Origin of the sequence: Psychroserpens sp. NJDZ02, assembly GCF_004843725.1 — a bacterium.
In the GTDB taxonomy this organism is placed as follows: domain Bacteria; phylum Bacteroidota; class Bacteroidia; order Flavobacteriales; family Flavobacteriaceae; genus Olleya.
In genome coordinates this window covers 423,335-437,232 of record NZ_CP039451.1, presented here as the reverse complement: position 1 = coordinate 437,232, position 13,898 = coordinate 423,335, and the positions used below count along the sequence as shown (strand labels likewise).

General features: G+C 34.8%; 12 protein-coding genes. All 12 read right to left on the bottom strand.

Annotated features, from left to right (window positions below):
* Window positions 1-102: 102 nt before the first annotated feature.
* Entirely contained in the window at window positions 103-1,008 is a 906-nt protein-coding gene (locus E9099_RS02045; RefSeq protein ID WP_136582080.1) for a c-type cytochrome, read from the bottom strand.
* An 82-nt stretch (window positions 1,009-1,090) separates the two neighbouring features.
* Window positions 1,091-3,349, bottom strand: coding sequence for an FUSC family protein (locus E9099_RS02040; protein WP_136582079.1), 2,259 nt, complete (start codon window positions 3,347-3,349; stop codon window positions 1,091-1,093).
* A 51-nt stretch (window positions 3,350-3,400) separates the two neighbouring features.
* Window positions 3,401-5,953 carry a B12-binding domain-containing radical SAM protein gene (locus E9099_RS02035; RefSeq protein WP_240788938.1) on the bottom strand — a complete coding sequence of 851 codons (2,553 nt, stop codon included), beginning with the start codon at window positions 5,951-5,953 and terminating at the stop codon, window positions 3,401-3,403.
* A 67-nt stretch (window positions 5,954-6,020) separates the two neighbouring features.
* On the bottom strand, window positions 6,021-6,659 hold the full coding sequence (locus tag E9099_RS02030) for an MOSC domain-containing protein (RefSeq protein ID WP_136582078.1): 639 nt from the start codon (window positions 6,657-6,659) through the stop codon (window positions 6,021-6,023).
* Window positions 6,660-6,668: 9 nt separating this feature from the next.
* On the bottom strand, window positions 6,669-7,997 hold the full coding sequence (locus E9099_RS02025) for a DUF2207 domain-containing protein (RefSeq protein ID WP_136582077.1): 1,329 nt from the start codon (window positions 7,995-7,997) through the stop codon (window positions 6,669-6,671).
* Between the two features lie 47 nt (window positions 7,998-8,044).
* Window positions 8,045-8,992 (bottom strand): tRNA dihydrouridine synthase, encoded by a 948-nt coding sequence (locus E9099_RS02020; RefSeq protein WP_136582076.1) that lies wholly within the window; start codon window positions 8,990-8,992, stop codon window positions 8,045-8,047.
* 52 nt (window positions 8,993-9,044) lie between these two features.
* Window positions 9,045-9,656: a YkgJ family cysteine cluster protein gene (locus E9099_RS02015; RefSeq protein ID WP_136582075.1), complete on the bottom strand. Its 612-nt coding sequence runs from the start codon at window positions 9,654-9,656 to the stop codon at window positions 9,045-9,047.
* Window positions 9,657-9,761: 105 nt separating this feature from the next.
* Complete coding sequence (locus tag E9099_RS02010; RefSeq protein WP_136582074.1) at window positions 9,762-10,355, bottom strand: hypothetical protein; 594 nt, start codon at window positions 10,353-10,355, stop codon at window positions 9,762-9,764.
* Between the two features lie 138 nt (window positions 10,356-10,493).
* Window positions 10,494-10,838, bottom strand: coding sequence for a ribosomal protein L7/L12 (locus E9099_RS02005; protein WP_136582073.1), 345 nt, complete (start codon window positions 10,836-10,838; stop codon window positions 10,494-10,496).
* Window positions 10,839-10,840: 2 nt separating this feature from the next.
* Entirely contained in the window at window positions 10,841-12,673 is a 1,833-nt protein-coding gene (locus tag E9099_RS02000; protein ID WP_136582072.1) for a Xaa-Pro dipeptidyl-peptidase, read from the bottom strand.
* 125 nt (window positions 12,674-12,798) lie between these two features.
* Entirely contained in the window at window positions 12,799-13,041 is a 243-nt protein-coding gene (locus tag E9099_RS01995) for a hypothetical protein (protein WP_136582071.1), read from the bottom strand.
* Between the two features lie 106 nt (window positions 13,042-13,147).
* On the bottom strand, window positions 13,148-13,870 hold the full coding sequence (locus tag E9099_RS01990) for a hypothetical protein (RefSeq protein ID WP_136582070.1): 723 nt from the start codon (window positions 13,868-13,870) through the stop codon (window positions 13,148-13,150).
* Between the last annotated feature and the right edge of the window lie 28 nt (window positions 13,871-13,898).

Below are 13,898 nucleotides of genomic sequence, written 5' to 3'. Positions count from 1 at the left end.
AAGAGGAATGAGTTAACTATACCTTTCAATGAGTAAAGTCTGTTTTTTAATAGATTTACTTAAATCGACCTAGTCAACTGTTTAATTTTGTAGAAAAACGGATTAGTCTTGTTCGCCTTCTGGTATTTTGGCGTTATCGGGATTTGTTCCTTTTAAAGCATATACATAAGCTGTTACTTGACCAATGTCTTCAGGAGATAATACATGTCTCCATGCAATCATACCTTTTCCAGGTGTGCCACCAAACTGGATAACTTTAGCAATCTCTTTTTTGCTTCCGCCATGTAACGAGTAGTTGTCTGTTAAGTTTGGGCCTATGCCTCCTTGACCAAATTGTCCGTGACAAGCATGACAATTATTGTTATATATTCTTTCCCCTAATTCAATACTATTCGCATCGTTTGCAATTTTAAGAATTAGATTTTTTTTATCAGAAGCAGCGATTTCTTTTTGGAGCTTATCTTTCCTTGTTTTTGTAATTTTCTCAAATTCTGGAGTCATCGGAATTTGCTGCAAATAGGCAATTAAAGCTAGTATTTCGGTAGTGTTGTTTTCGCTTGGAACGGTTGTAGATTTAGAAATGACTTGGGCTTCATTAGTTAGTGTTTCCCATATCGTATCCTGATCTACTTGTAATTTTTTATCTGTTGCAATTTGTACTACGACAGCTCTTTTAAGTTGATTAGTTTTTAATTTAGGGTATGCGGGCATTTTAGAATTAGGAACAATTATTTGAGGATCATTTATGAAATAAAACAACCACTCGTTAGAATACTTTTCACCTAATCCATCTAGGCTAATTAGTTGTTGCGTTTGATTTTTTATTTGTTGTGTATGGCATTGACTGCAAAGTTCTCGAGTATAAATTTTTTGACCATATGCTACTAAAATGTTTTTTTCAGCAGTTGGGATAGCTGTATAAATGGAGATGTTTTTGTTTACAGAAAAACTTGTTAAAAAAGTGACAGTAGCAATACCGAAGAGTCTAATATATATGTATTGTTTCATTATAAGTTGTTTTTTTTAACCAAAGTAATGCGGTTTAAGGTGTTTTTTAATGAAACCATTTTTTGAAAGTCATTATAGCAGGTTAATTAAAAACCGACTTATACTTTACAGTCGTTTTAGTTAAATTGGCTGATAACGATTTTAACCACAGTAATTGATTGTTAATTAAGTGCGCTTCCTGAAGGTTTAATAACATGTTGTCGTCAATTATTGTTTGCCCGGCTTCAATATCACTATCTCGTTTTAAAGATAAATTATCATAGCGTTTTTGTAGTTTTTTATGCGCTTGATATATTTTGTTTTCTTCGGCCACAAGAACGGTTTTAGTACTTTCTAATTGCGAAGCAGAATGCAATAAAGTTCCTGTAATACCTTCAATAATAGTATCAAATTCTTCGGAAGCAGGTGTTGTGCTGTGATTTAAAATATAACGTCCAATCGAAGCTATTGCAGATAATATGGTGTGGTTTAGTGTGACCATCTCATATATTAAAGCGGATTCTTTTTGTTTAGATTTTGGATCTTGCGTTAACCTTTGGAAGGCTGCATTTAGATTACTCATGGCTAAAAACGCCTCTTTTCTAGATACTTTATAAGCCAATGTGTTTTCTTCCTTGTTGTGGTATAGCTTTTTGGTCGCTTTTAAATAATTACTATTAGAGGTAATTACAGAGGCTAATACGGTGTCAAGGTTTTTGTATTCCCAACTAGGGAATAATAAGTAATTTGCTATCACTGCTATTATGGCACCAATTACGGTATCAATAACACGATATTGCACTACAGTAAAAGCATCTGGATCTATAAGCGCGTACACAAATACAATGTGTAAGGTTATAAAGGCGGCACCTACTTTATAACTTTGTTGTATTAAAGAAAACGCAAACGTTAAAGACACAATTGCTAATACTAAATAGACCGTCGTGTTTTTGGTAATTAATATAATAGTGGTGGCAATTATAGCACCAATTAGGGTTCCGATAATTCTGTTTTTAGAACGCGCTTTGGTCAACCCGTAATTGGGACGCATGATCACAATTATGGTTAGAATAATCCAATACGCATTTTTTAAATCCAAAACACTTCCTAAAAGAAAACCAAATATAATCGCACAAGCCAATCGTAAGGCATGCCTAAGCATTGGCGATTTTAAACTAAAATGCTGTATTAATATATTTAGTCTGTAATCTTGAGAGGTTAAAAACTGTTTAGATTCTAGAGGTTTTAAAGACGCCTTGGCATTATTTTTTACTTTGGTTAAAACGCGTCTTATAACTTTTACTTCCTGGAATAATTGCTTCTGATAATCTTGAAGGTTACGCATGGTAATCGCACCTTCTCTGGCTTTAGGTAGTGTCACTTCTGTAACGTAATCCTGAATTGCAGTCTCTGTATCTGCAGCTATTTTGTTTAATAATTCAATATCAGGAAGATTGCCTTTTTTTATGAATAATACAGATAGTTTGATAAGGTGATTTCCTAGTTCTTTATTTAGTTTTTTAAAGGTATTTAAATGCTGTTTTTCTAAACCAAATAGAGTGTCAATTTTGGTGTAATCTAAAGTGTTTGCTAAGGCTAATTCAAAAATGTCAATTAATGAAATGAAAATTAAAAGTCGTCTTTCGTTAGAAAAGGAACGTCCAGAACGTTTTCTGCCCTCTAAAAGTAGCTCTCTTAAGGTTTCGTGTTTTTCGCTTATTTGGGTTTGAAGGACTAATGCTTTTTTAGCATACTTCTCCCGTTTATTAGGCTTGGTTAATAGCTTGGCTCTTATTTTTAAGTATTGGCCAGTAAGCGATAATGTATCTGATAATAATTGGTCATCGTCTTTTCTTGGAAACACCCAATTAGACAATAAAGACACTACTAAATACCATAAGCCACCGACACCAATTAAGCCGACGTGTAAAATAATAGATTGAAAATCAGGTTTGTTAACCGCTAAACCTAATACAATCGCTAATAATCCTGAAAACGATATTAAAGAGGCTCTGAAACCATAAGCAGAAATCAAACTAACCGCAAAACTTATAACCGCAATGGCGATAAGCAGAATAACAAAAACGGGTTTGGTTAACAAGATTATAAACGTTACTAACATCGTTAGTATAATACTAATTAAGATGCCGTTTATTTTACGTCTTAAGCTTCCTGGGACATCACTTGGGGCATTTAAAAAAGTACCTAGTGCAATGGCGGGCGCGTAAGCAAACAGGTCTAAAACATTAAAAATAGCTAATGGTAAAACAATAGCAACGGTTAAAACTACTCCTCTATAAAAGCCTGAACCTTTAAGAAATAACTCGATGGTTTTTAAATTGGTCTTTATCTTATTTCGCATTAAAACAAAGGTAACTTTTAATGCCTTTCGGCGAAATTAATGTTGTGTTAATTATAACTGCAGCAATCCAAAGTCTTTCAGTTTTTGCATGGGTTTAGAAAACCAGAATAACTCAAAATCGTCTAACTGAGTTTCGAAGTCTTTTTTTAATGCTGAAAAAGAAACACTTTTGCCACTTGTTGGTTTTAAGGTTTCTAGTGTGTCAAGCAACCATTCGCCTTCAGGCTTATTTAATGTCATTTGAAGACGCTCCGTTTTATCGTGAAACGTCAGGTCTAATAATTCATTTGTAAACCCTTTTTTAGTTTTTGTACGCTCCGCAACTAAAGGTAAATGTCCAAGCCACACAATTTTTGCGGTTGGTTTGGTGGTTAATGCTGTTTCGGTATTTAAACAATCTTCAATATAAAAAGGGGCAATTGAGGTCTGCGGAATCCCAAAATCAAACCATTCTTGTAAATCCATATCAAAACCAATCCCGTGCATAAAATTGAATAACGACTTTTTTAAACCGAAACTGAATTGGCTATGATTAATACCTGTGCTATCCGTAAAATCAATATCATTATTGGCAAATGTAATGGATTTGTAATTGGGTGTAATCCCATATTCGGTAGGGTTTAAACCAATCGGACTGTGGGCTGTTAATGCAAATTGATGCCAGAACCCAGACTGAATAATGCCTAATTCAAATAACTGTCGGACCATCTCTAAACTATCAACCGTTTCTTGTTCCGTTTGTGTTGGATAACCATACATTAAGTAGGAGTGTACCATAATGTTGGCTTGCGTAAAATTACGCGTCACTTGCGCCACTTGCTCCACAGTGACACCTTTATCAATGAGTTTTAATAGTCTATCTGATGCCACTTCTAAACCTCCAGAGACGGCAATGCAACCTGAGGCTTTTAATAAGTAACATAAATCTTGAGTAAAGTTTTTTTCAAATCTGATGTTAGTCCACCATGTAACGGTAAGTTTTCGTTTTATAATTTCTAAGGCTAACGCTTTCATTAATGCAGGCGGTGCTGCTTCATCCACAAAATGAAACCCGTTTTCTCCGGTTTGCGTAATTAATTGCTCCATGCGATCCACTAAAAGGGCAGCTGCAATGGGTTCGTAAATTTTGATGTAATCTAAAGAAATGTCGCAAAACGTACATTTTCCCCAATAACAGCCGTGTGCCATGGTTAATTTATTCCAACGTCCATCACTCCATAAACTGTGCATCGGGTTAGCAATTTCTATAACCGAAATGTAATCCTCTAACAATAAATCTGAGTAGTCTGGTGTGCCTACTTGCAGTTGTTTGTATTCTGGTCTTGTAGTGTTGTTTTTATAAACGACTTTCCCATCTTCTAAAAGGAAGGTGCGTTTGTATTGTTTTTCTTTGCTATTGTGATTATTGTTTAGAGAAGTGCTTCGACTGCGCTCAGCATGACTGGTGTTGTTGCTATTTTGGTCAATGGTTATTGTAGTGCTTTGATTGCGATCAGTGTGACTATTGCTATTTGTGTCTTTGGTTATTGTAGTGCTTCGACTGCGCTCAGCATGACTGGTGTTGTTGCTATTGTGATCAACGGTTATTGAAGTGCTTTGATTGCGATCAGCGTGACTATTGCTATTTGTGTCTTTGCTTATTGTAGTGCTTCGACTGCGCTCAGCATGACCTGTGTTATTGCTATTTGTGTCATCGTTTTCTAGGATGTTTTCTAGAGTGTTTTCTAAGTCAGTTTCGGAAGTACTTTGGTTGTTATTAGACTGACAAACGTTTTGGTATAATAACTCAATGGGTAGCTCGCCATCGTCTAGCGTAATAAAGTCGAAAAAGTCAAAAACACGTGTGTCTGTCACTTGGCGTAATTCGGTGTTTGGAAAACCACCACCAATCGCAAGTTTAATTTCTGGATAATTCGCTTTTATAAATTGTGCACATCTAAACGCGCTGTATAAATTCCCTGGAAAGGGAACCGAAAAACAGATTAGTTTTGGTTGCACGGTTTTTAATCGGTCTTCTAAAATACCCAAGGTTAACTGATCAATAAACGTTGGTGTGTTTTTTAGACTATCATAAAGCTCGTCAAACGCATTGGCACTTTGTCCCAAACGCTCGGCATATCTACTAAATCCAAAATTAGGATCGATACATTCAATAATAAAATCTGATAAATCCTCAAGATATAAGGTCGCTAAATGCTTGGCTTTATCTTGCATTCCCATTTCTCCAAAAGCCCAGTCCATATCTTCTAGTTGTTCAAATCTAGAGGCTTGTGGTAGGAAGTTTGTCGTGCATATTTGTCGTGCTAATGTTTGATTTTTACCTTGTAGAAATAAAATAATAGCATCTAAAGGCTGTAAATAATCATCTTTTAGCGTGTAAATACGTTGCCCGTTTTCTGTCGAAATGGAGTCGTTTTCTATAGCTAATTCAAAAAGTTTTTCAAAGGTTTTTTTACTGAATAATTCTAAAATCACCTCAATCCCTAAATCCATCTGAAAGGCAGAAACCCCAATAGTATTTAAAAATCCTTTTAAATAGGCAGTTGCAGGATAGGGCGTATTTAATTGGGTAAAAGGTGGCGTTATTAGTAAAAGATCTTTCAAGAATTTGGCTTTAAAAATAGATTGCGGCAAAGATAAGTTAATGAAACTTATCGGTTTTGTGTTCTATTTAGTTTTTTATGAAAGCCGCTAATTTTTGACGCTTTTTAATTGGGATGGCGTCATTGTCTATAATTAAAGCTAATTGTGATTGGTCTTTTTGTTTGGCAAAAAGTAACGTGAATAATTGTGTAGTCGACAGACTGTTTTTTGCAGCTTGTATCAGTGTCATTTTATCTCCGGGTTTTACAAGCCCTTCTTCTAAAATACGGATATAGGTTCCTGGACGTGCATGACTGATAAATTGTTTAAGAATGGTCTGTGTGCCAAACCGTATACCGAGTTTAAAACAAGGTTCTCTTGGTTGCGTCACTTGGACTAGGGCAGTTCCTATTTTGTAAATATCGCCAACCTTAATTTTAGTTTCGTCTAATCCTTTTACGGTTAGGTTTTCGCCAAAAACGCCATAATTAAAGTCTATGTCGGGATATAAGTTTTTCCAATAGTCATAATGGTCTTCCGAAAATAAGTAACAGGCTTTAAAAATACCGCCATGATGCTTTCTGTCTGAGACTTCGTCACCTTTCACGTCTTCTTTCTCAAGGTAAATACCTGCATCCGTTGGGTTTTTGTACATGCCCGTGGTTTGCGTTTTGCCATTCCATTCAATGGTTGTTGGTTTGGCGATGTTGGTAGAAACGATTTGCATGATTGAAACTTAGTTTTTATAGTACCAAAAAGGGATGGTTATTATGGTGTCTTGTGTTTGTGTACTGTCTGTTTTTGATAACCTGTAAACACTTAAGTCGTGCTTACCTTCTTTTATGTTTTTAAGAGATAGCACTGTTTCAAAACCATTTTGGTTGTTATTATGTCTGGCAAATATAAAATCAGGATTAGTATACTCTAAACTATCTATTTTAAAGCTGTAAATACGTGTTATTGTTTTTATGTATTCTAGTTTTAAGCTGTCATTGCTTTTTTGAGATGAAGCATCATGTATACCCATGAATATAGCCGATTTAAGACCACGGATGTCTTCTTCAGGTTTTAATGATGGATTAAAGTTAAAAACAGCATCTTCAACTCCTTTTTGGTAATCAATAAAAACAGGCAAATACGCTGTGTTTATAATTTTAGAAGGAATGGAAGCCTTTTTTATAAACAAGTTTTTATCAGAAATACTTTCGTCATAATTGTTATTGTTTGCTATAAATGCGTTCGAATTATCCGTTGCTGTAAAATAGTTAGATCTGTTATACGAGTAGGAGGATGCCATTATAATTAAAAAATAAATAGGGATTAATGCAAAGCTTAAACGTTTTCCAAATTTGTTGTCTAAAAAATTATGTACTAATGGTCGATATAGGAACGAGAGTGTAATAAAGCTAAACACCCAATAAAACGGAAAGTAAATTTTGGCCAACCATTTGTTTTTTTTCAAATACCCTTGAGTCAAAAAATCAATAAAAGTTAAGAGCATTCCAAAGATAATAAATAGTAATAGCGCTATTCCAATAACATATAAGATAACAGGATTTTCTTTGTGATCATTGATAAAAAAATAGGCGATAAGTGTAATGGCTGCAATGGTTAAAAATATGGAAAGAATATAAAATATCAATAAAAAGGAGACAGCGAATAAAATACTGCAATAATCTTCTAAGGAGGCAATATACTTATCAAAAGAGCCTGTCTTTTTACGTAAGTAGCGGTCAAATTTAGGTCTGTAATTTAATTTTTTATAATCAATATCACCTGAGACATAGCGCAACCCTAAAGCGCCAATCCATAAACCTCTGAGGATAACATGTAGTAATAGGGTCGTAATTAAAATCCAACACGACATTAAAACTATTGTTAGTGTAATTAAATAAAATTGATTGTTTTCGTTTTGAGCAATAGACTGATATAATTCTAAAGGTCCAAATACTTGCGTTAATCCATAAATTGCAAACCCAGAGATAATTAATTCTAACTGCCAACTTTCTTGTTGTAGTTTATCTAACCAAGCTTTAAAGGCTTTGGATCTATAATTATTTTGCATGGGTTTACTCTGGTTGGTTTCTGTAAATATAGAGTAAATATTGAAAATTACTTTTCATTACTCAAAATACTAGCGACTGCTTGCTTGTATTTTACAGGATTTCCAGCTTTTTTTATGGCTTTATATGTTTTTTGAGGATTAGAAAACGACTGCGAGAAAAATTCCCAAAACCCTAACATTTTCATTTTTATTGGCGTTGGTCCAGACAGATACTCGTCGTACTGTTGGTAAATCGTATCATGAAATTGACTAAAAATCTCCCAACGGTCTTTAGGATAGTCTGTGGTGTTATTTTTAATCATGCTGGGTAAAAACGGATCTGCAATTAAACCACGACCAATCATAAAATGATCAATACTCGGAAAACGTGCCTCTATCTTTTTAAAGGCAGCAACGCTAGTGATATCACCATTATAATATAATTTGTGCTTTGTACTAGTAATACAACGCTCAAAAGCCTCTAAATCTACAGGACCTTTGTATAGTTGTTTTCCAATTCGGGCATGAATCGCAATATTTTTAAGGGGGTAACTGTCTAGGATAGGGAAGGTGTCTAAAATTTCTTCCGCATGGTCATACCCCATTCTCATTTTCATAGAGACCGTAATATCACTTTCGTCGTGTGCTTTTTTTAAGACGTCGTTAATTTTAGCAGGATTACAAATCAAACCAGAACCCATTCCGGATTTAGTGACCATTGGATAGGGACAACCTAAATTCCAGTTTAACTCTTTATATCCTAAACTTTGCACGTATTTAACCACAAACATAAACTCGTCAGGATCATTGGTCATCACTTGCGGAATCACCTCTAACGTCGTGTTATTTTCTGGTTGTAAATCTAATTGGTACGATTGCTTAATTTTTAGCTTTCCGTTTAGCCTAATGTAAGGCGCGTAAAACGTATCTATGCCACCAAAATAATGATGAAATGCATTACGGAATCTAAAATCCGTGAAGCCTTGTAAAGGGGAAGATAGTAAAGTGGTTGACATCTAAAATATACAGTAATATTAGTTGCGCAAATATAGTTTCAAAATATTACAATTACGCACTATTTGCTAAACCACTTGGAAACGGTCTATAGGCATAGTATTGTAGGACTTCTTCAATGGCTAATTTTAGCGCCCTGTTTATTGGGACAATAACATTACCCATTGTAAAATCTATCTGCGACAGTTGCATGTAATACGCTGTAAACATTGGGATATTTAGGTCTTTGTTTATGGCCTCTGTAGTTTCTTTAAGTACTTCTTTTTGGTTTTCTTTTATAATTTTGCAAGTCACCATGCGTTTTTGTCCATACTTATCATTAGAAGCTGCATAGCCAAAAAGGCGACAGACTAAACCGCGATATTTATAATTACTACAACGTCCTAGTGCGCTGTCTACGAGACTTAAGGGGCTATAAATATGGCAAATGGAGTGTTTTGCTTTGGTATTAAGTGTTTTTAGCGTGGTTTCGGCTTGACCGTTTAAAAAAAGATGAAACGCAAAAGGTAAAAACTCTAAAGGAGAGGCTTCCATTGTGGGGTTAGTACAGCACTTACCGCAACCCGTTGCGCAATGTAATGTTGTTTTATGTTGAAAGGTTGAAATCTCCGTATCTAACGTATCAAATAACACTTCCACCATTCGTACTCTTCGCTCTATAGACATTACTTTTTTTTGAAGGTACGCTATATATTTACCGTATGCTGTGTTTATTGTGTTTATAAAAAAAGAGCGGCATTACACCATGCCTTAAATTAGAAAGGTTAGCGTCTAATAGGCTTTAAAACCAAAGGCGATATAGGGGTGTGAGTTGTTGTTAATAACTGTAGTGCTTTCGCTAAATTTGGAACTTAAAAATACAACTTGGTTGGAGGCTAATGGGTAAGGGACATCAGAAAAGTCCGATTGACGTAACACCCGACCTATAACAGCGTCGTATGGTGTGTAGCCAGGCGTTATGGTACGTCTTACCGTAATAACATCTCCAGAAGTTACTGTTACTGCGGTAATATTTTGATAATCTAAACCGGCTTGAGAAAACGTATGAAGACCAGAATAACTTAAACCACTGGTATTATTAATAACCGCCATGGTATAACTTCCAGTATATGTGCTTGGGTTTTGATAACCGATACTGCAGATCTCTCCAGACTGATTAATTTGTATGTCATACTCATGCACCTCTAAATCCATCCATTCGGCAAAATCCTCATAACCATCAGCCATATTGAAAATAGTCGTCATATAATTGGCTGCATACTCATTTTCGCAAGTAGGCGTTGTCAAGGCACAGTCGTCGTCGTTATCGCAATTAAAAAGGGTGATAGCTAAAAGTGCGAGTATACCAAAGGTTATATTTTTCATTTTTAAAAGTTTGTGTTGCTTGATTTATTATCAGTAATCTACTGATTGTAAATTACTGATAATACAAGCACTTTTAAACGTATGATTTATTGAACTGTGACTTTCAATAGATTAAAATAAGACTTCAGTCCATCCCCGTTATCGGTTTAAAACTAGATATAGAGCAGCGACCAAACAAATGGCTAAAATAATAAGCACGTATTTTTTAACTTGATTAGGTTTGCTGTACAACATCCCATTGCTAGATTTTTTTTCTAACGTTTCGATGTTTTTATCCATGTCTGGGGAAACCACAGCTATGGTATGCGATTTACCATCATAATATTCGGGATTAGCTATCAAATTCTCGACAATAGTTTTGCTTTCCTTTAAACCTAAGTTAGTCTGCGCACGGACATATTTTATTGCCGCCAGTTGACCAGCGTCAATTAACTCCAGAATAATCTCCTTATCTAATGTTATGTTATTTATAACAATTTTCATAATTACTCAAGAGCCTTTTTTAATACGTCTAAACCACCAACGACAGGTAATGTGATACTTGTTTTGTCTAAATCAACTTTTAATTTTGTTCCTGGTTTAGGATGAATAGTAAACTCTTTATCACTAGAAAAAATAATCAAACCAATTTGTTGTCCTGCTTTGATAATTTGATCATCTGGTTGTAAATTGAAGGTCATATCGTAAAAGGTTCCTTTTTCAAGCGGTTCACTTTCTGTTAACGATTTATAGTTTTGCGGATCCGCCCAACCACGTGTAATAATATTATCTGTGATCACTTCTGGATCATCAGTATACGGTAACGACACTAACATCACTGATAAATTGGCAGCAGCTTTACTACTAGATAAGCTAATTGTAATTGTGCTTTCTCCAGAGATATGAACATCTTGTTTTAAAGTCTTAGTAGCATATAATAAACGGTGTTTACTTTTTTCGGCTTGCGCATGTTGCTTTCCAGATATATTAAAATCATCCTCTAGCGTTTCTGTTTTTTGCTTTTTGCTTCGTAGGGTTGTTAAAGGACCAACCTCGTTACCGCCTTTATTTAAATATAATGTCACATTTTCAGCCTCTGGATTTGGATAGGCTGTATACGACGTCGGATTGTTGGGTTTGTCATTTTCTCTAACAATTTTGACTTGTGGGTCATTTTCCACCCCATTATCAATACCGTGTAAATAGTGTGTAAACCAACGGTTCATCATCGTCATTGGTGGTGGTCCACCGTGTCCGTTTTGATGATAATATAGTTGTGTTGGTAAGCCCATTGCTTTGGCTTTTTGGTAAATACGATTACTGTGTTCTGGCATAACATTCCAGTCGTTAAAACCATGAGACATTAATAATGCAGCTTTCATACCATCCATTTGGTTGAGGTAATCGCGGTCGTTCCAGAAATCGTTTAAATCTCCAGTTTCTCTGTCCATGCCGTTAGCCATTTCTGTATCTCTAACGGTTTTGTTATTGTACGGACGCTTACTCTCGTCGCCACTATGTATAAAATCATATAATACATCAATATCTTCTCCTAGATAACCCCCTGGCGAACGTACTAAACCATTAGATCTGTAATAGTGATATGATGAGGTATTTGGTGCGATTGGGATAATGGCTTCCAAACCGTCTACACCTGTTGTTGCGGCTGCTAGTGGTAAGGTTCCGTTGTATGAGGTTCCTGTCATACCGACTTTTCCGGTAGACCAAAAGGCTTCCACTTCTTCGTCACCATCAGGTGTGGTGTAACCTTTAGCGCGACCATTTAGCCAGTCGATGACTGCTTTTGGTGCTAAGGCTTCGTTTGGACCACCAACAGTTGGACTACCTTGTGATAAACCTGTTCCTGGGGAAGAGGAGTGAACCACAATATAACCGCGAGGTACCCATGATGCGATATGCGAATTTGATATAATTGGACGTTCTCCTAAACGGGTAACTTCTGGATGGACACGTTCGGTTTTGGCAGGTTCGCCTAACTCATGCTCTACATCCCACATAATACCTGGGACATCTGGAGCCACACCAGCAAAATAAGGGCTGGTAACGTAAACTATTGGTAGTTTTAAACCTTCTGTGTCCGTTTGTTTTGGCCTAGTTACAGACACGTGAACACGATCTAAAGTGTCGTCTCCATCGGTATTAAAGGTTGTTTCTACCCAAAGGTCATGTCTTATATAATCTTTATAATTGCTAAAGCCTTCTACTTTTTGCGCTTCTCCGTTTTCAAAAACAGGCACTGTTTTTTCTTGCGCGAAACTTATGGTAGCTGCCGAAAATATTAAGGCTAGAGCAGAAGCTTTTATATACTTTTTTATCATAATAATTAACTTGTCATGTTTGTGGGCTACAAGTTAGTTATTTTTTATGAGTAGAAATTACCGCGGGTTGTTAAGGTAATTATAAATGTTTTTTTTTAGTGTTATGTTTTACATTAAATTTTAGATTAAAAATCATTCAATGAATTTAGGTTGCTTTTTAAACCATCAATTCTTTCTTGTATTTCGGGGTTAGTATGTATTCCTAATCTATATCCAAAAGCACTGATAGGATTCATTCCATTGGCAGTCAATCCAATTGTCAAGATGCTTGATTTAGAATTTATATGGACATCATAAATGCCACGAAGTACCCCATATGAAAACAGAACACAAATTACAATTACGATTACCTCTAAAATTTTTTTCATAGTTGTTTTATAATTTTATGTAAATCAAATATCACGAGCATATTCCCTTTATGGATGTTTCGCTTTGCACTTAATGACAGGGTTTAGGTTTGAATCTTAAGTTTTGTTAAATATCTAGGTTGTTAGCGTCATTATTTTTATTTACTATAATTTTTAAATAGCTTTCAAGTTTAAACGCATCTAAATTTGTAATCGGAATAGATTGGGATGAGAGTTTTTTATTTTCAAATAACTCAACTTTGAAATCACTTTTTTCAATTAAGACACCGTCAACAAAACTGACATCATAATATTCTTCTTTCTTATTATTAAGAAAATCTGTATAATTGATTCTTATGATAAATAAAGGGTTAATAAGCAATGGAGTATATCCGTTTTTTATTAATTCTGTGCTCATTACTCTTGTAAATTCATCAAATTTTATATTGTTATCAAAACCTTTTAGTAATCTAATATCTCCCTTGTTTTCTCCAGTTCTATAGCTCTCATTAAAACATCCCGTTAAGTGAATATATTTATTCAATTTATTATTCTGTTGATCAATAATTTCGAAGTGAGCATAACTTTTGATTCTTATGGAAATGTTTTTTGCTTTACCTCCAAACTTAGATACTTTAACTGCTATTTCTCTAATGTAACCGGTCGAATCTCTTTTGATTTCTTGTGATAAATTAAAATCTGGCGTGTTCTCATAATAGCTCATCTGTTTTTGTTCATTGGCTATTACATTTGAATTATACGAAACAATTATTGCCATCAAGCCTAATAATAAAGTTGTTAGTACATTAAAATAAATTTTATTTTTCTTTAAAAACTTTTTAATTTTCATTTATAAATAATTGATAACGTTGTGTTTA